21 protein-coding genes are annotated in these 18,388 nt (G+C 59.8%); 15 read left to right on the plus strand and 6 right to left on the minus strand.

Features of this window, described 5'->3' with window-relative positions; all coding sequences use genetic code 11:
* Positions 1-103 precede the first annotated feature (103 nt).
* From nudF to I6L38_RS22245, 13 genes are all read left to right on the plus strand, one after another.
* Positions 104-745: an ADP-ribose diphosphatase gene (gene nudF, locus I6L38_RS22185; protein WP_216988949.1), complete on the plus strand. Its 642-nt coding sequence runs from the start codon at positions 104-106 to the stop codon at positions 743-745.
* Position 746: 1 nt separating this feature from the next.
* The gene (locus I6L38_RS22190) at positions 747-1,193 is read left to right on the plus strand and encodes a DUF1249 domain-containing protein (RefSeq protein WP_005305333.1); all 447 of its coding nucleotides are present in this window, start codon (positions 747-749) and stop codon (positions 1,191-1,193) included.
* Between the two features lie 26 nt (positions 1,194-1,219).
* Complete coding sequence (gene cpdA, locus I6L38_RS22195; protein ID WP_017778369.1) at positions 1,220-2,038, plus strand: 3',5'-cyclic-AMP phosphodiesterase; 819 nt, start codon at positions 1,220-1,222, stop codon at positions 2,036-2,038.
* A gap of 9 nt (positions 2,039-2,047) precedes the next feature.
* Positions 2,048-2,635: a YqiA/YcfP family alpha/beta fold hydrolase gene (locus I6L38_RS22200; protein WP_139724993.1), complete on the plus strand. Its 588-nt coding sequence runs from the start codon at positions 2,048-2,050 to the stop codon at positions 2,633-2,635.
* A gap of 2 nt (positions 2,636-2,637) precedes the next feature.
* The gene (locus I6L38_RS22205; RefSeq protein ID WP_216988950.1) at positions 2,638-3,261 is read left to right on the plus strand and encodes an NUDIX hydrolase; all 624 of its coding nucleotides are present in this window, start codon (positions 2,638-2,640) and stop codon (positions 3,259-3,261) included.
* 36 nt (positions 3,262-3,297) lie between these two features.
* On the plus strand, positions 3,298-3,699 hold the full coding sequence (locus I6L38_RS22210) for a GFA family protein (protein WP_216988951.1): 402 nt from the start codon (positions 3,298-3,300) through the stop codon (positions 3,697-3,699).
* 117 nt (positions 3,700-3,816) lie between these two features.
* Positions 3,817-4,035, plus strand: coding sequence for a DUF1656 domain-containing protein (locus I6L38_RS22215; protein ID WP_005305321.1), 219 nt, complete (start codon positions 3,817-3,819; stop codon positions 4,033-4,035).
* Entirely contained in the window at positions 4,028-4,894 is an 867-nt protein-coding gene (locus I6L38_RS22220) for an HlyD family secretion protein (RefSeq protein ID WP_216988952.1), read from the plus strand. The genes I6L38_RS22215 and I6L38_RS22220 overlap by 8 nt, the downstream gene beginning before the upstream one ends.
* A 1-nt stretch (position 4,895) precedes the next feature.
* Complete coding sequence (locus I6L38_RS22225; RefSeq protein WP_216988953.1) at positions 4,896-6,905, plus strand: FUSC family protein; 2,010 nt, start codon at positions 4,896-4,898, stop codon at positions 6,903-6,905.
* A 114-nt stretch (positions 6,906-7,019) separates the two neighbouring features.
* A complete protein-coding gene (gene parE, locus I6L38_RS22230) occupies positions 7,020-8,918 on the plus strand; it encodes a DNA topoisomerase IV subunit B (RefSeq protein WP_010636044.1) in 1,899 nt (632 codons plus the stop codon).
* A 109-nt stretch (positions 8,919-9,027) separates the two neighbouring features.
* The gene (gene parC / locus I6L38_RS22235; protein WP_216988954.1) at positions 9,028-11,322 is read left to right on the plus strand and encodes a DNA topoisomerase IV subunit A; all 2,295 of its coding nucleotides are present in this window, start codon (positions 9,028-9,030) and stop codon (positions 11,320-11,322) included.
* A 62-nt stretch (positions 11,323-11,384) separates the two neighbouring features.
* Entirely contained in the window at positions 11,385-11,894 is a 510-nt protein-coding gene (locus tag I6L38_RS22240; protein WP_216988955.1) for a hypothetical protein, read from the plus strand.
* Positions 11,895-11,914: 20 nt separating this feature from the next.
* Positions 11,915-12,505, plus strand: coding sequence for a putative phage abortive infection protein (locus tag I6L38_RS22245; protein ID WP_216988956.1), 591 nt, complete (start codon positions 11,915-11,917; stop codon positions 12,503-12,505).
* Between the two features lie 432 nt (positions 12,506-12,937).
* Here I6L38_RS22245 and I6L38_RS22250 read toward each other — a convergent pair whose 3' ends face one another.
* Positions 12,938-13,846 (minus strand): LysR family transcriptional regulator, encoded by a 909-nt coding sequence (locus I6L38_RS22250; protein WP_216988957.1) that lies wholly within the window; start codon positions 13,844-13,846, stop codon positions 12,938-12,940.
* 87 nt (positions 13,847-13,933) lie between these two features.
* On the opposite strand from I6L38_RS22250, the gene I6L38_RS22255 reads away from it, so the two are divergent.
* Complete coding sequence (locus I6L38_RS22255) at positions 13,934-15,178, plus strand: MFS transporter (protein ID WP_216988958.1); 1,245 nt, start codon at positions 13,934-13,936, stop codon at positions 15,176-15,178.
* A 156-nt stretch (positions 15,179-15,334) separates the two neighbouring features.
* Here the strand turns inward: I6L38_RS22255 and I6L38_RS22260 are convergent, their stop codons facing one another.
* The gene (locus I6L38_RS22260; RefSeq protein ID WP_216988959.1) at positions 15,335-15,910 is read right to left on the minus strand and encodes a disulfide bond formation protein B; all 576 of its coding nucleotides are present in this window, start codon (positions 15,908-15,910) and stop codon (positions 15,335-15,337) included.
* Between the two features lie 9 nt (positions 15,911-15,919).
* A complete protein-coding gene (locus I6L38_RS22265; RefSeq protein WP_010636050.1) occupies positions 15,920-16,078 on the minus strand; it encodes a DUF5993 family protein in 159 nt (52 codons plus the stop codon).
* A 132-nt stretch (positions 16,079-16,210) separates the two neighbouring features.
* On the opposite strand from I6L38_RS22265, the gene I6L38_RS22270 reads away from it, so the two are divergent.
* The gene (locus I6L38_RS22270; protein ID WP_216988960.1) at positions 16,211-16,423 is read left to right on the plus strand and encodes a hypothetical protein; all 213 of its coding nucleotides are present in this window, start codon (positions 16,211-16,213) and stop codon (positions 16,421-16,423) included.
* Between the two features lie 128 nt (positions 16,424-16,551).
* On the opposite strand, the gene I6L38_RS22275 is transcribed toward I6L38_RS22270, so the two are convergent.
* The 3 genes from I6L38_RS22275 to I6L38_RS22285 all read right to left on the minus strand — a co-directional run bounded on the left by I6L38_RS22275 (position 16,552) and on the right by I6L38_RS22285 (position 18,377).
* Positions 16,552-16,926, minus strand: a complete 375-nt coding sequence (locus tag I6L38_RS22275; protein WP_216988961.1) for a hypothetical protein — start codon at positions 16,924-16,926, stop codon at positions 16,552-16,554.
* Between the two features lie 58 nt (positions 16,927-16,984).
* Positions 16,985-17,236 carry a hypothetical protein gene (locus I6L38_RS22280; RefSeq protein ID WP_043757298.1) on the minus strand — a complete coding sequence of 84 codons (252 nt, stop codon included), beginning with the start codon at positions 17,234-17,236 and terminating at the stop codon, positions 16,985-16,987.
* A 238-nt stretch (positions 17,237-17,474) separates the two neighbouring features.
* Complete coding sequence (locus I6L38_RS22285) at positions 17,475-18,377, minus strand: hypothetical protein (protein WP_216988962.1); 903 nt, start codon at positions 18,375-18,377, stop codon at positions 17,475-17,477.
* Positions 18,378-18,388: the final 11 nt, after the last annotated feature.

The raw sequence follows: 18,388 nt of genomic DNA on the forward strand, positions 1-18,388 counted from the left end.
AAATCCATCCCTCTTCTCCGACGGGAGCGAGTGAATGAATGTTCATTCATGTTCCCGGATTTTATGGTCTAACCGAGCCAAGTCAAGCTGGTGGGAGTCTCGTATGTCGCAGCAAGCCTTGCCCCAAACCCGTCACTACTCTGCCGATGACGTAAAAATCATCGATAAATCATCGGGATATAACGGCTTCTTCAAGGTGAACATCTATCGCCTGCAGCACAAGTTGTTTGCGGGAGGCTGGAACGAGCCCATCGTCCGCGAGCTGTTCGAGCGTGGCCATGCCGCCGCCCTGTTGCCCTACGACCCGGTACGCGATCAGATAGTGCTGGTGGAGCAGTTTCGCATCGGTGCCATCGAGACCAGTGCCACCCCCTGGCTGCTGGAACTGGTGGCCGGCATCATAGATGAAGGGGAGACCGCCGAAGTCGTGGTGCGGCGCGAAGCGGTGGAAGAGGCGGGCATCGAGGTCGGCCGCTGCGAGCACGCCATCAGCTATCTGGTGAGCCCGGGCGGCAGCACCGAACGGATCGAGGTCTACGTAGGTGAAGTAGATACCAGCCAGGCCGAGGGGATCCACGGTCTGGCGGAAGAGGGGGAAGACATCCGGGTTCACGTGGTGAGCCGCGAGCAGGCCTATGCCTGGCTCAAAGAGGGGCGCATCGACAACGCCGCCTCGGTCATCGCCCTGCAGTGGCTGGCTCTCAATCACGGCGAGCTGCGTGCCCGCTGGCTGGCGGAGCGCTGAGGTGGCGCTCGTTCATACCCAGGCCAAGCGCTATGTGCCTGATTTGATGTCCTTGCAGCGTACCTGCGAGGTCAACTACATGACCTTGATGAAGCTGCTGCCCCCAGGCGGCAGTGTCGGCGCCGAACGCCGCTATCAGGTAGGCAACGGCCTGCAGTTCCAGCTCACGGTGAGCGAGGAGAGCCGCTTCACCAGCCAGGTGATCCTGGCCCAGCACAACCCGGAATTGCCGAGTTATTTGCAGGCTCGGATAGAGATTCGTTTGTACCATGACGTGCGGATGGCGGAAGTGTGTGCGGCGCAACAGATTTCAAGGTTGCAACCACGTTATGATTATCCCAATAAAAATATGCACCAGCGGGATGAAAAGGAGCAGGTAAACCTGTTTCTGGCCGATTGGCTAAAATTTTGTCTCAGACATGGTACCAGCCTGATAAACATCCTCTAGTTGAACTCATAAAAAGAAGCGTGATTTTGGAAACAGAGCTACCCCAGGCGCAGGACGGCAGTGTGCGCCTGTTGCAAATTACCGACACCCACCTCTTCGCGAGTGCCGAGGGGCGGCTATTGGCCGTGCGTACTGCCGAGAGCCTGGCTGCCGTGCTGGAACGGGTGCAGGCCAATGACCACCCGTTCGATCTGATCCTCGCCACCGGGGATCTCTCCCAGGATCACAGCCCGGAGTCCTACCAGCGTTTCGCCTCCATGATGGCGCCGCTGGCGCGCCCCATCTACTGGCTGCCCGGCAACCACGACGATGGCCCTCTGATGACCGAATACCTGCATGCGGCCGGCATCAGCGAGGCCAAGCAGCTGGTGGGCGAGCACTGGCAGGTGATCCTGCTGGATACCCAGGTGCGCGGCAAACCCCACGGGGTGCTGGGGGATCACCAGCTGGCGGCGCTGGATCAGGCGCTGCGCCAGCATCCCGAGCGCCATGCCCTGATCGCCCTGCACCATCAGGCGGTGCCGGTGGGTTGCGCCTGGCTCGATCAGCACAATCTCAAGAATGCCGATGACCTGTTTGCCGTGCTGGCCCGCCACCCGCAGCAGAAGACCATACTGTTCGGCCACGTCCACCAGGAGTTTGACGAGGTGCACCGCGGGGTGCGGCTGATCGCCAGCCCCTCCACCTGCATCCAGTTCAAACCGCTCTCCGATGGCTTCGCGCTGGACGAGTCCGGCCCGGGCTGGCGCTATCTCACCCTCTACCCGGATGGCCGCATCGCCAGCCAGGTGTGGCGTCTGCCGGTGGGGCAGTTCGTGCCCGACCCCGATGCCACCGGTTATTGAGGAGTTGCGATGAAGCCCGTACTCCTCTACCTGCACGGTTTCAACTCCTCGCCCGGCTCTGCCAAGGCGCAGCAGATGGCGGCCTGGGTGGCCGAGCACAGACCCGATATCGAGGTGGTGATCCCGGCCCAGCCCAACACCCCGGCGGCGGCCTGGGCGGCCATCGAGCAGACCGTTGCCGATCTGCAGAGCCGTTATGGCAACGAATTCAAACTTGGCGCCGTGGGCAGCTCCCTCGGCGGCTTTATGGCGACCCGGGTCAGCGAGCGATATGGCTGCCGCGCCGCCCTGATCAACCCGGCGGTGCGCCCGCACGAGCTGCTCTGCGACTACCTCGGCCCCCAGACCAACCCCTACACGGGGGAACAGTATCAACTGCTGCCTGAACACATGGATGAGCTGCGGGCGCTGGCAGTACCGGTGAGCGCCCCCGAGCGACTCTGGGTACTGCAACAGCAGGAAGACGAGGTGCTCGACTACCGTAAGGCGCTGGACGAATACCGTTTTGCCCGCCTCTCGCTGGAGTGCGGTGGCGACCACGCCTTTGTGGCGTTCGAACGCTACCCCGCCCAGATCGTCCGTTTCCTCGGGCTTTAATAATGCAACCGCCGTTGGCCACCTTCCTCGAACAGGTGCTGGCCACGGCGCAGGCGGGCCTCACCTACTCCAAGGATCCCTTCGATATCGGCCGCTTCGAGGCGCTGCGCGCCGCCACTGTGGCGCTCATCACCAGCCAGAGCGAGCTGACACCGGAAGCCATCGGCGACTGGATCGCCCTCGATAGCGGTTATCCCACCCCCAAGCTGGATGTGCGGGCCTTCATTCAGAACGATGCGGGCCATATCCTGCTGGTGCAGGAGCGCAGCGATGGCTGCTGGACTCTGCCGGGGGGCTGGTGCGACATCGGTGACTCGCCGGCGGGGGCCGTGGTGCGCGAAGTGGTGGAGGAGACCGGCCTCGAATGCCGGGCCGTGCAGCTGCTGGCGTTGTTCGACAAGCTCAAGCACCCCCATCCACCCCAGCTGCCCCACGCCCACAAGGCGTTCTTCCTGTGCGAGGTGACCGGCGGCCAGCTGCTGGACGAAACCGATGAAACCAAAGGGGCTGGGTACTTCCCCATCGACGACTTGCCCCCGCTCTCTCGCCATCGGGTGGTGGCGTCCCAGCTGCGCACCCTGTACGACCATCTGCTGCAGGGGCGGCAGGATACCCTGTTTGATTGACATCTGAGGATGTGACCCCGTCTGCAAGGAGGCAGCATGATCAAGCGCATCGGTAATACCCCCATTCAGGAGAAACACAAGGCCAGCTGCCACTGCGGTGCCGTGGTGCTGGAACTTAGTCTGCCGGACGGTGTGGTGGATCCGCGCCGCTGTGACTGTTCCCTCTGCCGGCGGCGGGGCGCCATCGTCGCCTCGGTGCCGCTGGCCGGCATCCGCATCCTGCAGGGGGAGGCGGTGCTGCGCTGCTACCAGTTCAATACCCGCACCGCCAAACACTACTTCTGCAGCATCTGCGGCATCTATACCCACCATCAGCGTCGCTCCAATCCGGCCCAGTATGGTTACAACCTCGCTTGCCTCGAAGGGGTCAATCCATTCGAGCTGGGCGAGGTGCCGCTGCTCGATGGCATCAACCATCCGGCGGATCGGCTGGTCTGACCGGCAGGGTCTCATCTGCTCCTGTAGCGCCCTGCGGGGCTGTGATAATCTTGCCAGACCCGCCGCAAGGCGGGCCGTGAGTCCGCATTATCTCGCTTGCCAACAGGGAGCCCGCTTGTGACAACTTCAGCCCTGCCGGATCTGATCCTGGGCGCCTCTCTCTACTTTCCGCCCCTGTTCAAGGCGGTCCTGCTCGGTCTGCTGGGCTGGCTGCCGGTGCACCACCTGCTGCGTGACTGGCTCTACGGCGGGGATGTCTGGCATCCCCTGCTGATGGATCTCTCCCTGTTTATCCTCGCCGTCAGCGGCGCCTTATGGATATTGCTACATGGCTAAATCACCCCTCGCGACCCTCAAATACTTATCTACCCTGCTGGTCTGCGCGCTGGCGCTGGCGGCGGGCTGGTGGCTGTGGAACTACTACATGCAGGGGCCCTGGACCCGGGATGGCAAGGTGCGGGCCGAGCTGGTCAGCATTACCCCCGAGGTGTCGGGCAAGATCATCAAGATAGCGGTGAAGGACAACCAGCTGGTCAAGGCGGGGGAGGAGATCTTTACCCTGGATCCCGAGCCCTACCGGATCGCGCTGGACAATGCCCAGGCGGCGCTGGCCAAGGCCAAATCGGATCTCGACAAGGCTGAGCACGAGGCGAACCGGCGCAGCGGCCTGTCGCGCAGCGTCATCTCCGCCGAGGCGGTGGACGAAGCCCGTCTCAATGCCCAGGCGATGAGGGCGGCCTATGAAGTTGCCCAGGCCAATCTGGAGCAGGCCAGATGGTCGCTGGCCAAGACCCGGGTGCATGCCGCGAGTGACGGCTACATCACCAACCTGCAGACCCGGGTCGGCAACTATGCCAGCGCCGGCGTGCCGCTGGTGGCACTGGTGGACATCCACTCCTTCTACGTGCAGGGCTACTTCGAGGAGACCAAGCTCAGGCACATAGCGCCGGGCAAACCGGCCGAGGTGGTGCTCTACAGCGGGGAGCAGCGGCTGCGCGGCGAAGTGGAGAGCATAGGGCGCGCCATCCACGATCAGAGCGTGGAAGGCGCCGACAACCTGCTGCTGGACGTCAAACCCAACGTGCCCTGGGTGCGGCTGGCCCAGCGGGTGCCGGTGCGGATCAAGCTGCTGGAGGTGCCGCCCGGGCTGACGCTGATTGCAGGCACCACCTGCACCATCACAATAGGGGAGTAAGGTGGTCGCCTCGCTCTGGCGCCAGACCCCCTGGGGCAAGGCCAATGGCGGCCAGTGGCGCTACGCCCTGCGCAACAGCCTGGCGATGTGCCTGTCGCTCTGGCTGGCCTTCGTGCTGGAGCTGGACTCCCCCTACTGGGCGATGACCTCAGCCGCCGTGGTGAGCTTTCCCACCGTGGGCGGGGTCATCAGCAAGAGTCTGGGGCGGGTGGTTGGCAGCCTCATCGGTGCCATGGCGGCGGTGGTGATCACCGGCCTTGGCATCAGCGATCCCTGGCTGTTCAGCTTTCTTATCGCGCTCTGGCTGGCGCTCTGCACCTACATCTCCAACCACCATCAGAACAACGTCTCCTACGCCTTTGCGCTGGCGGGCTACACCGCCGCCATCATCGCCTTCTCCTGTGTCAACGTGACCGACCCGCAGCACATCTTCGACATCGCCCAGGCCCGGGTGAGCGAGGTGATCGTCGGCATCCTCTGCGGCGGCCTGTTGATGATGATCCTGCCCAGCACCTCCGATGGCGAGACCCTGCTGCAGTCGCTGCAAAAGACCCAGGCTCGCCTGCTGGAGCATGCCCAGCTGCTCTGGCTGGGGGAGACGAGCCCGGAGGTGCGCACCGCCCACGAGGGGCTGATCGGCCAGATCCTCACCATGAACGTGCTGCGCATCCAGGCGGTCTGGAGCCACCACCGGCTGCGCCGCCACAACAAGCTGCTCAACTTCCTGCTGCACCGCCAGCTGCGGCTCATCAGCCTCATCTCCAGCCAGCGCCGCATGTTGCACAACTGGCCGACGCAACCTGAGGGGCTGCAGGCGTTGCTGGAGCGGCTGCTGGTTGAGCTGGGCCAGCCCGGCTGCGACAAGTACCGCATCGCCCGGCTGCTGGCCCCGCTGGCGCCGACGGTGGCCAGCGACTACCGGCTGCACACCTTCTGGCGACGGCTGCGTCACTTCTGCTGGAGCTATCTGGAGTGTCAGCGCTGGCTGGATCGGCTGGCCCGTTACGACGATCAGGAGTGGCCGGCACCGCCGCGCCACTCTTCGCTCACCAGCCACACCGACACGCTGGAAGCGGCCTACAACGGCGGGCGCACCTTCCTCTGCGTGTTGCTGGGCTGCGCCTTCTGGATCCACAGCCAGTGGGATGCAGGCAGCTCGGCGCTGACCCTGCTCTCCATCTGCTGCGTGCTTTACTCGGCCACCCCGGCGCCCGCCAAGGGGGCCAACACCATGCTCAAGGCGATCCTGCTGCTGAGCCTCATCTGCTTCGTGGTCAAATTTGGCCTGATGATCCGCCTCGACGACTTCTGGCTCTTCTGCGCCCTGCTGCTGCCCGTGCTCATCACCATGCAGCTGTTCAAGCAGCAACAGCCCAGGCAGGCGGTGCTGTGGGGCCAGCTCATCGTGCTGCTCGGCTCCTTTCTCGCCATCACCAATCCGCCGAGCTACGACTACCTGCAGTACATCAACGGCAGCCTGGGGCAGGCGCTGGGGGTGATGAGTGCCGGACTGGCGTTCCAGCTGCTGCGACCGAGCTCGGATCGGCGCAAGGGCCGCCGCCTCATCCGCTCCCTGCGCCGCCACTTCATGGATCAGCTGGCGCCGGCCCCGCGCCAGAGCGAGAGCCAGTTCGAATCGCTCATCTATCACTGCATCAGCCAGCTCAGCCAGAGCCAGGATCAGACCGCCCGCCTCTGGGTGCTGCGCTGGGGCGTGGTGCTGCTCAACTGCAGCCACATCGTCTGGCAACTGCGCCAGTGGCGCGGCGAGGATCAGCCCCTCTATCTGGTGCGTGACAACTGCATCCGCTCTCTGCAGGGGATCCTCACCGAGCAGGGGGTGCAGCACGCCTCCCTGGATCGCACCCTGGCCGAGCTGCAGCGGATCAGCGCGGCCCTGGCCAACCACAAGGAGCCGACGGCGCGGGAGCTGGCCGGCATGGTGTGGCGGCTGCACAGCTCGCTCTCCCAGTTGCAGCAGGCGCTGCCGGTGGCGGCCGAAGCGCGCTGAACGGGCCGGCGGGGCGACTTACCCCGTCCGGATCAAGCTTTGCCGCCGCCGGGTTTGTCCAATACCCTCCCAACGAGTAAGATTCTCCCCAAACGTCAATTCGCAAGGCCCTCCATGTCTACTCAATACAATGCGGATGCCATTGAGGTCCTCAATGGCCTTGAACCGGTGCGTCGCCGCCCCGGCATGTATACCGACACCACCCGGCCCAACCACCTCGGCCAGGAGGTCATCGACAACAGCGTCGACGAGGCGCTGGCGGGTCACGCCCGTACCCTGGAGGTGACCCTGTATGAAGATCAGTCCCTCGAGGTGATCGACGACGGCCGCGGCATGCCGGTCGACATCCACCCGGAAGAAGGGGTGTGCGGGGTGGAGCTGATCCTCTGCAAGCTGCACGCGGGCGGCAAGTTCTCCAACAAGAACTACCAGTTCTCCGGCGGTCTGCACGGGGTGGGTATTTCGGTGGTGAACGCCCTCTCCGAGCGGGTCGAGGTGACGGTGCGCCGCGACGGCCAGGTCTATGACATCGCCTTCGAGAAGGGCGAGAAGGTGCAGGAGCTGACCATCACCGGTACCTGCGGGCGCCGCAACACCGGCACCCGGGTGCGCTTCTGGCCGGAAGCCCACTACTTCGATTCGCCCCGTTTCTCGGTCTCCAAGCTCGAGCACCTGCTCAAGGCCAAGGCCGTACTCTGCCCGGGCCTCACCATCAAGTTCCTCGACAAGAACACCGGCATCAAGCTGGAGTGGTGCTATGAAGATGGCCTCAAGGATTACCTGGTCGATGCGGTCAAGCAGTTCACCTGCCTGCCGGAGCAGCCTTTCGTCGGCGCTTTCAGCACCGAGCAGTCGGCGGTGGACTGGGCCCTGTGCTGGCTGCCGGAAGGGGGCGAATGTCTCGCCGAATCCTATGTAAACCTGATCCCCACCGCCCAGGGCGGTACCCACGTCAACGGTCTGCGCCAGGGGCTGCTCGACGCCATGCGCGAGTTCTGCGAGTTCCGCAACCTGCTGCCGCGCGGGGTCAAGCTGACCCCGGAAGATATCTGGGATCGCTGCGCCTACATCCTCTCCATCAAGATGCAGGATCCGCAGTTTGCCGGTCAGACCAAGGAGCGGCTCTCCTCGCGCCAGAGCTCGGCGTTCGTCTCCGGCGTGGTGAAGGATGCCTTCAGCCTTTACTTGAACAGCAACACCGAGCTGGCCGAACAGCTGGCCGAGCTCTGCATCTCCAGCGCCCAGCGCCGGATGCGCGCCGCCAAGACGGTGGTGCGCAAGAAGATAACTCAGGGCCCGGCGCTGCCCGGCAAGCTCACCGATTGCGGCTGCGCCGACCCCATGCAGGGGGAGCTGTTCCTGGTGGAGGGTGACTCCGCGGGCGGCAGTGCCAAGCAGGCGCGGGATCGCGAGTTTCAGGCCATCATGCCGCTGCGCGGCAAGATCCTGAACACCTGGGAGGTGGAGGCAGGTCAGGTACTCGCCTCGCAAGAGGTGCATGACATCTCGGTGGCCATCGGGCTCGACCCGGACTCGGATGATCTCTCCGGCCTGCGCTACGGCAAGGTCTGCATCCTGGCGGATGCGGACTCGGACGGTCTGCACATCGCCACCCTGCTCTGCGCCCTGTTCGTGAAACACTTCCGCGCGCTGGTGGAGAAGGGCCATGTCTATGTGGCCATGCCGCCCCTCTACCGGATCGACATCGGCAAGGAGGTCTACTACGCCCTCGACGAGGACGAGAAGAACGGCGTGCTGCAGCGGGTCGAAGCCGAGAAGAAGAAGGGCAAGGTGATGGTGACCCGATTCAAGGGGCTGGGTGAGATGAACCCGAAACAGCTGCGGGAAACCACCATGGATCCCAACACCCGCCGCCTGGTGCAACTCACCATGGGCGCGGAAGGGGACGAGGGGGATGAGACCCTGCAGCTGATGGACATGCTGCTGGCCAAGAAGCGCGCGAGCGATCGCCGTGAGTGGCTGGAAGAGAAGGGCAACCTGGCGATCATCTAGGTCAGCCTGCTCTCATCATCATCCAAGCCATCGGCTGGCCCGGACAGGGCCAGCAAGCATTTAGCCGGAGTCGCCCTGTGGCGGCTCCCGAACCGAAAGAGATAATCACATGAGTGATGCTATCGAGCTCAGTCTGGACGGGGTAGAGCGCCAGCCAATGCGCACCTTTACCGAACAGGCTTACTTGAACTACTCCATGTACGTCATCATGGATCGGGCTCTGCCGCATATCGGCGATGGCCTCAAGCCCGTGCAGCGGCGCATCATCTACGCCATGAGCGAGCTGGGTCTGTCGGCGCTGTCCAAGCACAAGAAGTCCGCCCGTACCGTGGGTGACGTTCTGGGTAAATATCACCCCCATGGCGACATCGCCTGTTACGAAGCCATGGTGCTGATGGCCCAGCCCTTCTCCTACCGCTACCCGCTGGTGGACGGTCAGGGCAACTGGGGGGCGCCGGACGATCCCAAATCCTTCGCCGCCATGCGTTATACCGAGGCGCGGCTGTCGCGCTTCTCCGAGCTGCTGCTCTCCGAGCTCGGTCAGGGCACGGTGGAGTGGACGCCGAACTTCGACGGCACCATGAAAGAGCCGGTGGTGCTGCCCGCCCGCCTGCCGCACATCCTGCTCAACGGGGTGACCGGCATCGCGGTGGGGATGGCGACCGATATCCCGCCCCACAACGCGCGGGAAGTGGCCCACGCCTGCGTGGAACTGCTGGACAACCCCAATGCCGGCCTGGATGCGCTGATGGCCCATGTGCAGGGGCCGGACTACCCGACCAATGCCGAGATCATCACGCCGCGCGACGACATCCGCAAAATCTACGAGACCGGCAAGGGCTCCATCAAGCAGCGGGCGGTCTGGAGCGAAGAGGATGGCGACATCGTCATCACGGCGCTGCCCCATCAGGCCTCAGGCGCCAAGATCATGGAGCAGATCGCCGCCCAGATGGTGGCCAAGAAGCTGCCCATGGCCACCGATCTGCGGGATGAGTCGGACCACGAGAACCCGACCCGTCTGGTCATAGTGCCGCGCTCCAACCGGGTGGACGTGGAGGGGCTGATGGCCCACCTGTTCGCCACCACGGATCTGGAGAAGAACTACCGGGTCAACCTCAACATCCTGGGTCTGGACAACCGTCCCCAGGTGAAAGATCTCAAGACCATCCTCACCGAGTGGCTGAGCTTCCGTCGCGAGACGGTGCGCCGCCGCCTGCAATATCGTCTCGACAAGGTGCTGGCCCGCCTGCACATCCTCGAAGGCTTGCTCATCGCCTACCTCAACATCGACGAGGTGATCGAGATCATCCGCACCGAGGAGGAGCCGGGCCGGGTGATGATGGAGCGTTTCAACATCAGCGAGACCCAGGCGGAGGCGATCCTCGAGCTCAAACTGCGCCACCTGGCCAAGCTCGAAGAGTTCAAGCTGCGCGCCGAGCAGAACGAACTGGCAGAAGAGCGCGACAAGCTGGAACTGATCCTGGGTTCCGAGCGCCGTCTCAGCACCCTGCTCAAGAAAGAGATCCTGGCGGATGCCGAGAAGTACGGCGACGATCGCCGCACCCCGCTGGTGGAGCGCGCCACCGCCGTCGCCCTGACCGAGAAGGAGCTCACCCCGAGCGAACCGGTCACCGTCATCCTCTCCGACAAGGGCTGGGTGCGCGCCGCCAAGGGGCACGACGTGGATGTGGAGGGCCTCTCCTACAAGGCGGGGGACAACTACCTCGCCCACGCCCATGGTCGCAGCAACCAGCAGGCGGTGTTCCTCTCCACCCTGGGGAGAACCTACTCGCTGGAGGCCCACACCCTGCCCTCCGCCCGCAGTCAGGGCGAGCCGCTCACCGGTCGCTTCGCGCTGGGCGCCGGGGAAGAGGTGCGCCATCTGGTGATGGGCAACGAGGGCGAACCGTATCTGATCTGCTCTGACGCCGGTTACGGCTTCGTCTGCAAATACGACGACCTGATCGGTAAGAACAAGAACGGCAAGGCGCTGCTCACCGTGCCGGAAGGGGGCATCGTCATGGCGCCCCAGAGGATAGGCGCGCCGGAGACCGACCTCTGCATGGCCATCTCCAACGAGGGTCGCATGTTGCTGTTCCCGCTGAGCACATTGCCGGTGCTCGGCAAGGGCAAGGGTAACAAGCTCATCAGCATCCCCTCGGCGCGCGTGAAGGCGCGGGAGGAGTTTGTGGTGATGGCCGCCGTTATCCCGCAGGGCCAGTCGGTTACCCTGTTTGCCGGCAAGCGCAAGCTGACCCTCAAGCCATCCGACCTTGACTACTACCGCGGCGAGCGCGGCCGCCGCGGCGCCAAGCTGCCCCGCGGTTTGCAGCGTGTCGATCGCATCGAGATTGAACCCGTCGCCGGCGCCGAGCCGGTAGCCGGGGAAAATCAGGAAGGGTAATTAATATAGAAGGGCGCGAAAGCGCCCTTTATCAAAAAATAAAAACAATCTAGGCATTCGATATGAATAAATCTCCTTGGCGATTCTTTGTTTATATGGCTCCGTTTTTGTTAATATATTTAATTTGGTTTTCATATCCAAAGACAATATATTGGCCTGTTGTATTTGGTGATGTTATCGGCTCAGTGGATAATACACTCAATTCAAATAAAGAAAGTAATGATGATAATACCGAGAGTGGAAATAACTTCGTTCATGATCTAGGTACCTTTGGCGATGTTTTTGGCTCTTTAAATACATTATTTTCGGGGCTGGCTTTTGCTGGGATTATTGTGTCTATTCGTCTTCAGTCAAAAGAACTTGAAGAAACCAGAAATGAGATGAAGAGGCAGTCTGAGCAATTCACTAAGCAATCCGTAGTTCTAAATAAGCAAAACTTTGAGTCAACATTTTTTCAAATGTTGTCATTCAACAATCAAATTAGAGCAGGGGTGGAATTTAAAATTAATAATGGTGACATGCTAAATGTTGATTTTGAAAAATATCGAGGTAGTGAAGCATTTAAAAAATAGCTGTTTTATTAGAGGATGCATTGAGCTCTATCATTTTTGATGAAGGAGTTAAGCTTGTTACAACAAATGCACAAACCATCCTGCGGCGTTTTTTTACTCAATTTGACAATGAAGTGTCTCATTTTTATAGAAATATATATCAAACACTATTGCTCATAGATAATTGTGATTTTAGTTTTCAAGATAAAAAAAGCTACTCAAATATATTGCGTTCTCAAATTAGTTCTTATGAGCTTTTAGTTTTATTTTATCTGTGCATTCAGGATGATGATCATAAAAAATTCAGACGCCTTATCGAAAAGTATGAGTTTTTTGAACACTTAACTCAAGTTGATAATATCCATGATGCATTATTCCTATTTTATGATATATCGGCATATGGTTGGTCAAATAAAAAATGTCATAAAAAAGCACTTATTTCACTTGTATGCTCTGAAGTGACAGACTTCGATGGTGCAGTTGAAGAAATAACTGCTTATTCATATAACGCTAAAACCAGCCGTTGTGAGGTGGTAAATATACGTGATTTATCTTTAGTTGAGAGGGAGTATTGGGTAAAATCAGGGAAAATTCTGTGGGTAGAAAAAACTATTGAATATCCATCGAAATGACCGAGTTATAAGAGCTCTGTAGGTCTGATTAGCGAAGCGTAATCAGACGATCGCGAAAACAGGTTGCCGCAATTCTGCTGGTGCGCCAGCTGATCTCTTCTCTATGCCCATAGCTACCGGGATTGCGGTGCGGACGATTACGCTTCGCTAATCGACCCTACGCGCTCCTGCTTGATTTAACGCTCTACTGGTTGTCGATGGTTTGCTCCCCTCATCCCCGACCCTTCTCCCGCAAGGGGAGAAGGGAGCCCAGATCGCAGCAATTTTGGAATGCGTGACATCTATGGCTACAGGTTGGCAGGCGCTGGTTCCCTCTCCCTTTGGGAGAGGGTCAGGGTGAGGGGAGCAGGTTTGATTAGTGAAGCATGCTCGAGCGATAAAATCTGGTTGGCTCACCATTTTGGTATCTTAGTGAGACGTGACCGATTTTAGCTACTGATAACTCATGATGTTTTGCCGTATAAAATCAATAAATACGCGCGTTTTAGCCGGTAGATATTGGCGATTTGCATAAACAGCAAACAACTGCAAGGGGGCGGCGGGTAACTCAAGTTCAATTTCGACCAAGCTGCCATCATCAATAAACGCTTGGCAAGAGACCTTGGCCAGAATGGCAAACCCGACTCCGGCGAGCGCGGCTTTTAGCGCCAGCTCACCACTATTGACCCGATAGTGTTCGTTGACCTGAACGGTGGAAAATTCAGCGTCGGGACGAGCGAACTGCCACGGCATGCCTTTCAGGGCACTTACCGTGGTGATGCAGGGGAGATCCTTTAGCTGGGCCGTGTGGTTGGGCAGCCCGCATCGCTGAATAAGAGCAGGGGAACCAACCACGGTACAGGGAATGGTGGTGAGGTGGCTGGCGATATAATCGCTGTCATCCAGCTTTCCTCTGTGAATGATGACGGCTATATCCAGATCTTCCCTTAATGTCTCAAATCCTGACAGGTTGGTAATACAGCTGATCTTTATTTCGGGATGTTGACAGGCAAAGTCAGCGATGGCTGTGCCGAGCAGCCTGGGGCCGGCTTCATTGGGAATGCACAGGCGCAGTGGCCCTTTCAGCTGGATCTGCTGTGATGTCAATTCAGCTTCGGTTTGCTCCAGTGATTCCAGCAAGGGTTTTACTCGGGAATAGAGCAGCTGGCCCGCCTGGGTGAGTTTCATATGCCGAGTACTGCGTTCAATAAGCTGGAGTGACAGTCTCTCTTCCAGCTGAGCAATACTCCTGCTGATGTTTGAAGTCGGTATTTCAAGGGTCTTGGATGCACCGATAAAACTGCCCTGTTCAACCACGGCAATAAATATCCTTGATGAGGTAAAGTCCAGGCCGGTGCGCATCTATTGTCCCTGATATGATAACAGTCTGTGCCATTCTAAAGGATAAAAATAGAGGATGGTAGTGGGTATGCTGTCTGCCTGTAAATATTGAGCGCGAACACTATGACGTCAGAAAAAAACAAATCGGGTAATAAACCTTATTCTAACGGTGCAGTGATGGATATGGGGTGCGTCTGGCTGGCCACCTTTATCCAATTGGTGAGTGCGTTGGACTTTATGATGATTATGCCGCTTGGGCCTGATTTATCTCGTGCGCTAGGTATCAGCCCAACCTATATAGGATATTTGGGGGGAGGGTATGCACTGGCCGCCGCATTATCATCCTTATTATGTGCCAGATATATAGATCGATTTGATAGAAAACAGGTGGCATTGCTCTCATTGCTGGGGGTCACCCTGTCCACCTGGGCATGTGCGCTGGCGTGGAATATGGAAAGCCTGTTCTTTACCCGTTTGCTGGCCGGCATATTTGCCGGTCCGGCAACGTCGATAGCGATGGCGATCGTCGTGGATGCGACGCCAGTACCACAACGTGGTCGAGCGATGGCGATAGTGATGGGGGCTTTCTCGCTGTCGGCCATTGCCGGTGTGCCTTTGGGATTGGAGCTGGCCATGTTGAAAGGGTGGAGCGCCCCTTTCTATGCCGTTGGCGGATTGGGCTTGTGCGTCAGCGTGCTGGTATTTATGCGGCTGCCGAATATGACTGCTCACCTGGGGCGAGAGCAGAAGGTCTTTTCAATCACGGAGATGTTGAAACGCGCCGTGGTGTGGCATGCATTCATGGCAATCGGGTTGGCCATTTTCAGTACCTTCCTGATTGTCCCGAACATGGCCACCTATTTCCAGTTCAACCTCGGTGTGCCTCGCGGCGACATGAGTCAGTACTATGTCATGGGCGGCGTGGTCAGCGTACTTGCGATGCAGTTGGGGGGCTATTGGATGGACCGGGTTGGCCCAATGCACGTCACCATGTGGCTGGGAGGATTGATTATCGCCATTGTCTGGGATGGTTTCCTGGGTTCCCCCTTGTTGCCGACCATTGTTGTTTTTACCTTGTTCATGGTGGTGACGTCGACGCGCACGATTACCGCTGCGGCAGTGACTAGCCAGGTTGCAGAGCCCGGGGAACGAGCAGGGTTCATGTCATTGCAGAATGTCTTCCAGCATATATTCAGCGGTTCGGCCGCCGTCGTCTCTTCGATGCTGTTGACCGATGTCGATGGTCACCTGGGCAATATGACTACCCTGGCCTGGCTGGTGATAGCGCTGACGCTGGTGCAGCCCATATTTCTCCATCGGCTGCTGAAACGGGTATGTGTGGTGACCGATTAGCGTCATGTTTTATTCATGACGAGGCAGCAGGGCCGCAGGTTTGATTGGCGAGGTATGAAGATTGCCAGTGAGTGCAATGCGCCGCGCTTGTTGCCCCTTTCGGCAATATAAGACGGCCATAAAAGGTGGCGGACTGGCCGCCACCTTTGAGGGTTGTTAACGTTGGCTCAGCAGCTCATAGACGACCGGATTATCGGCGCACTGCCCCGCGCCGCACTCCAGTACGGTAGAGATCAGGTTTGCCGCAATCAGCAAGACAAACAGCAGGGAGGCCATGCGTCCCCAGCGTGCCAGAGCCAGTTTTGGCAGGGGAATAGCGAGCCCGTCCCGCACCATCAATATCAGGGCGACGGCCAATATGATCAGCAGAGCGCTGATCAGCGACCAGCTATAAAAGTGCAGCCCGAGAAAGGTGGAACCATAGCCGGGATCGCCGGGCAGAATATGCAGCAGCACCTGCCGGGCACCGATCATGGCGGTGGTCAGCGCGCCGACAATCACGACGCCGTAGTGGGCCCCTTTTGTGCCAAATTGCAGGTTGAACATAAAGCCGAAACCGGCGACCACAAGGCCGACCCGCTGCAATAAACACAAGGGGCAGGGCAGCTCGGCCAGATAGAGCTGGTAATAGAAGGCGACGATCAGGGTCAGGCAGATGCCGGCCAGCCCCAGCGTATCGAGCAGCTGGGGCAGGTCACTCTTCGCGGCTGTTGCAGAGGTCGAAAGGCTCATGGCGGGCTCCTAGAACGAGAGGGTGAGCGGGTCGGTCACATGATGCATAAAGGAGAGCAAGGTCACCACCAGCAACAGGGCCCAGAGCAGATAGGAGGCACCGCGCTTGTTCATCAAGATGCTGATCCCCGTTATCAGTGCCAGCAAAAAGGGCAAAAACATATACATGTCATATCTCCTTATCGTGGTGAGCCGGGCTCACAAGGCCTTGAGTATATAGCGAGCGGACGGTTTCCAGATAGCGCCCACCTCCCTATTCGCTAGACTTGAAGGGAGCAGCACAATGCCGGGAGGCCAATAATGGAAACAGAGAAAGCCATCGGGCTGATCGAGGCCCATGGGGTCTTTCATGGGGATCACTACAGCTTCAACAGCGGCGAGTTCGTGCAGTGGTGCCTGGAAGATACCCACCAGACCCTCAGCCTGGAGCAGGCCAATCACGAGTTGGCGCCCTTCTGCATCCGGGTCGGTTTCGCCGAACCGGTCCGGTCGTGGCGTTACTATCTCACCTGAACTACCTCACCTGAGATGTGACGCAGAGGGAGGGACGATCCGAGCGATGCGGTGAGTCAGTGAAAAAGGAGCCGACAAGGCTCCTTTCTTGTGATGGGCAGGACGCTGAGCGAAGGCGGGGAGTGGCCCTAGTTGTCGACGTTCCAGGCAATGGGCAGCTCAAGATCGAAGATCAGCTGATCCCCGTCGAGGGTAAAAGCCAGGCTGGTCTGGTGCTGGTCGTATTCGTCGATAAGGCGGCAGCCCTCTGAAAAGTTGGATTCGTAGTGGAGGCGCGCACTGCCGCCTGTGTGAGCCTCGTCGAGCTCCACCCCCAGCACCCGCAGCGGATCTTTCTGGCTGAGCTTGATCCGACTGTCCCCCACGTCCACCAGCCGCTCCAGCAGGGGGAAGAAGTCCTGCTTGTGGGCCTCAATGGTCCGGGAAATAGCCTGCTCCAGCGCGGTGCGGCTGGCAAGGGGGCCATTTAGCGTGTAGCGGGTCTGTATCCTCTCTTGAGTCATGAACGGTTCCTCTCAGATGTTGCCGGCGGGGGTCTTAGTCCTGGCTGCGATGGGGCGCTCAGGCGGGGATGCGGCCATTGCGCACCAGGGCCCGGCGGATGTTCTTGCACAGCTTGCCGAAGCGGTTGAGCTCGTCGAAGGTGGGCGGGATGCCGCGATCGATCTGATATTGCCAGTAGCAGAGGTCCGTATCCACTAGCTCCATCAGCTTCTTGGGGCAGCCGATGCAGGTGTTGTCAGGCCCGCACTTGAAGGTATCCGGTTGGTAGAGCGGAAATTCCGCCTTCACGGCGTCGATGATCTGCTGCATCGCGGTGATCCTGTCGGGCTTTCTGCTCACGGTCTTGCTCCCCTACGGCTTGTATGGGGGAGTCATTATATCCCTGTCAAAAATGTGGCCAATGATGCTTACGGGGTAGTTTTCTGCCGAGCTCGGTGTTCACGGCCAGGGCTTGTGCTGAAAACGGGACGCTGGATAGCACAACGCCCGGCAAGCCGGGCGTTGTGGGAGGAGAGGCAAGAGCCGTCCTGCAAGGGGGCATGGCCCCTTAGAAGTCGTGATAGAGCGGCCAGCCGAGCAGCGGGTGCTTGAGCCCGGCGCGCATTTCCATGTTGTCGAGCTTCTCCGGGGAGGCGTCCTCTTTTTGCAACTGCTGGTACTGGCGCACGAAGCCGAGGGTGTGCAGCAGGTTGGGCACAAAGCCCGGGCTCAGCTCCTGGCGCAGGGCGGCGGCCATGTCGGCGGGCAGCGCGCTCAGCATCAGGGTGAGCTGGGTGGCCAGATAGTCGGTGTCGTACCAGCCCTCGTCGAGCGCAATCTCCCGCGCCAGCTTGCGCTTGAGATCCTGCTTCACCTTGAGCGGGGCGGCGCCACTGCCCTTGCCGCAGAGAATGCGGTAGAGCAGCGCTTCGGCCAGCTTGTCCTCCATGGTGGGGTGGTCGCTCTCGCAGGCGAAGAAGTGCTGGTCGATGAGCCCCATCAGGCGGCTCTTGTTGTGCTCGGTCAGTGCCTTCTCGTACTCCTGCCACCCTTGCCACTCTTCCACGTCCGGCGGGCTCGAGATCTTGTCCAAGAGCCGCGCATCCACGTCACCGTAGAGGCTGTTGCCAGCCTGCTTGGGGCTGACGGTGATGAGCATTGACCAGCCCTTCTGGAACGGCTTGATGGGGCCTTCCGGCGCCTGCAGCAGCGCCAGCGCCTTGGCCGGATCCCGCGCCGAGAGCTCCTGCAGGCCGAGGCTCACCACGCCGATGACGTCGTGGGCGGCCTGCTCCAGCAGGTGCATCTTGTACTTGTTGTAGTACTTGTCGGCGAATTTGAGGCTCATCAGCACCGCCTTGCCCTTGATGGCGGCCAGCTGTTGCTCGGTCAAACGTTCATTGTCGCGGCCAAAGCGCAGCACCTGGGTCAGAAAGGGGCCCTGGTTGGCATCGCGAATGACTAACTGCATGAATGGGCTCC

It is taken from the genome of Aeromonas sp. FDAARGOS 1408, assembly GCF_019048665.1.
In the GTDB taxonomy this organism is placed as follows: domain Bacteria; phylum Pseudomonadota; class Gammaproteobacteria; order Enterobacterales; family Aeromonadaceae; genus Aeromonas; species Aeromonas dhakensis.

What these genes read in the sequence shown, in the direction of transcription:
- I6L38_RS22250 (WP_216988957.1), bottom strand. Translation starts at nt 13,846, where the DNA reads ATGCGCACCGGCCTGGACTTTACCTCATCAAGGATATTTATTGCCGTG.
- I6L38_RS22270 (WP_216988960.1), top strand. Translation starts at nt 16,211, where the DNA reads ATGGAAACAGAGAAAGCCATCGGGCTGATCGAGGCCCATGGGGTCTTT.
- I6L38_RS22285 (WP_216988962.1), bottom strand. Translation starts at nt 18,377, where the DNA reads ATGCAGTTAGTCATTCGCGATGCCAACCAGGGCCCCTTTCTGACCCAG.
- I6L38_RS22220 (WP_216988952.1), top strand. Translation starts at nt 4,028, where the DNA reads ATGGCTAAATCACCCCTCGCGACCCTCAAATACTTATCTACCCTGCTG.
- parC (WP_216988954.1), top strand. Translation starts at nt 9,028, where the DNA reads ATGAGTGATGCTATCGAGCTCAGTCTGGACGGGGTAGAGCGCCAGCCA.
- I6L38_RS22265 (WP_010636050.1), bottom strand. Translation starts at nt 16,078, where the DNA reads ATGTATATGTTTTTGCCCTTTTTGCTGGCACTGATAACGGGGATCAGC.
- I6L38_RS22210 (WP_216988951.1), top strand. Translation starts at nt 3,298, where the DNA reads ATGATCAAGCGCATCGGTAATACCCCCATTCAGGAGAAACACAAGGCC.
- I6L38_RS22280 (WP_043757298.1), bottom strand. Translation starts at nt 17,236, where the DNA reads ATGCAGCAGATCATCGACGCCGTGAAGGCGGAATTTCCGCTCTACCAA.
- parE (WP_010636044.1), top strand. Translation starts at nt 7,020, where the DNA reads ATGTCTACTCAATACAATGCGGATGCCATTGAGGTCCTCAATGGCCTT.
- I6L38_RS22275 (WP_216988961.1), bottom strand. Translation starts at nt 16,926, where the DNA reads ATGACTCAAGAGAGGATACAGACCCGCTACACGCTAAATGGCCCCCTT.
- nudF (WP_216988949.1), top strand. Translation starts at nt 104, where the DNA reads ATGTCGCAGCAAGCCTTGCCCCAAACCCGTCACTACTCTGCCGATGAC.
- I6L38_RS22240 (WP_216988955.1), top strand. Translation starts at nt 11,385, where the DNA reads ATGAATAAATCTCCTTGGCGATTCTTTGTTTATATGGCTCCGTTTTTG.
- I6L38_RS22260 (WP_216988959.1), bottom strand. Translation starts at nt 15,910, where the DNA reads ATGAGCCTTTCGACCTCTGCAACAGCCGCGAAGAGTGACCTGCCCCAG.
- I6L38_RS22205 (WP_216988950.1), top strand. Translation starts at nt 2,638, where the DNA reads ATGCAACCGCCGTTGGCCACCTTCCTCGAACAGGTGCTGGCCACGGCG.
- I6L38_RS22200 (WP_139724993.1), top strand. Translation starts at nt 2,048, where the DNA reads ATGAAGCCCGTACTCCTCTACCTGCACGGTTTCAACTCCTCGCCCGGC.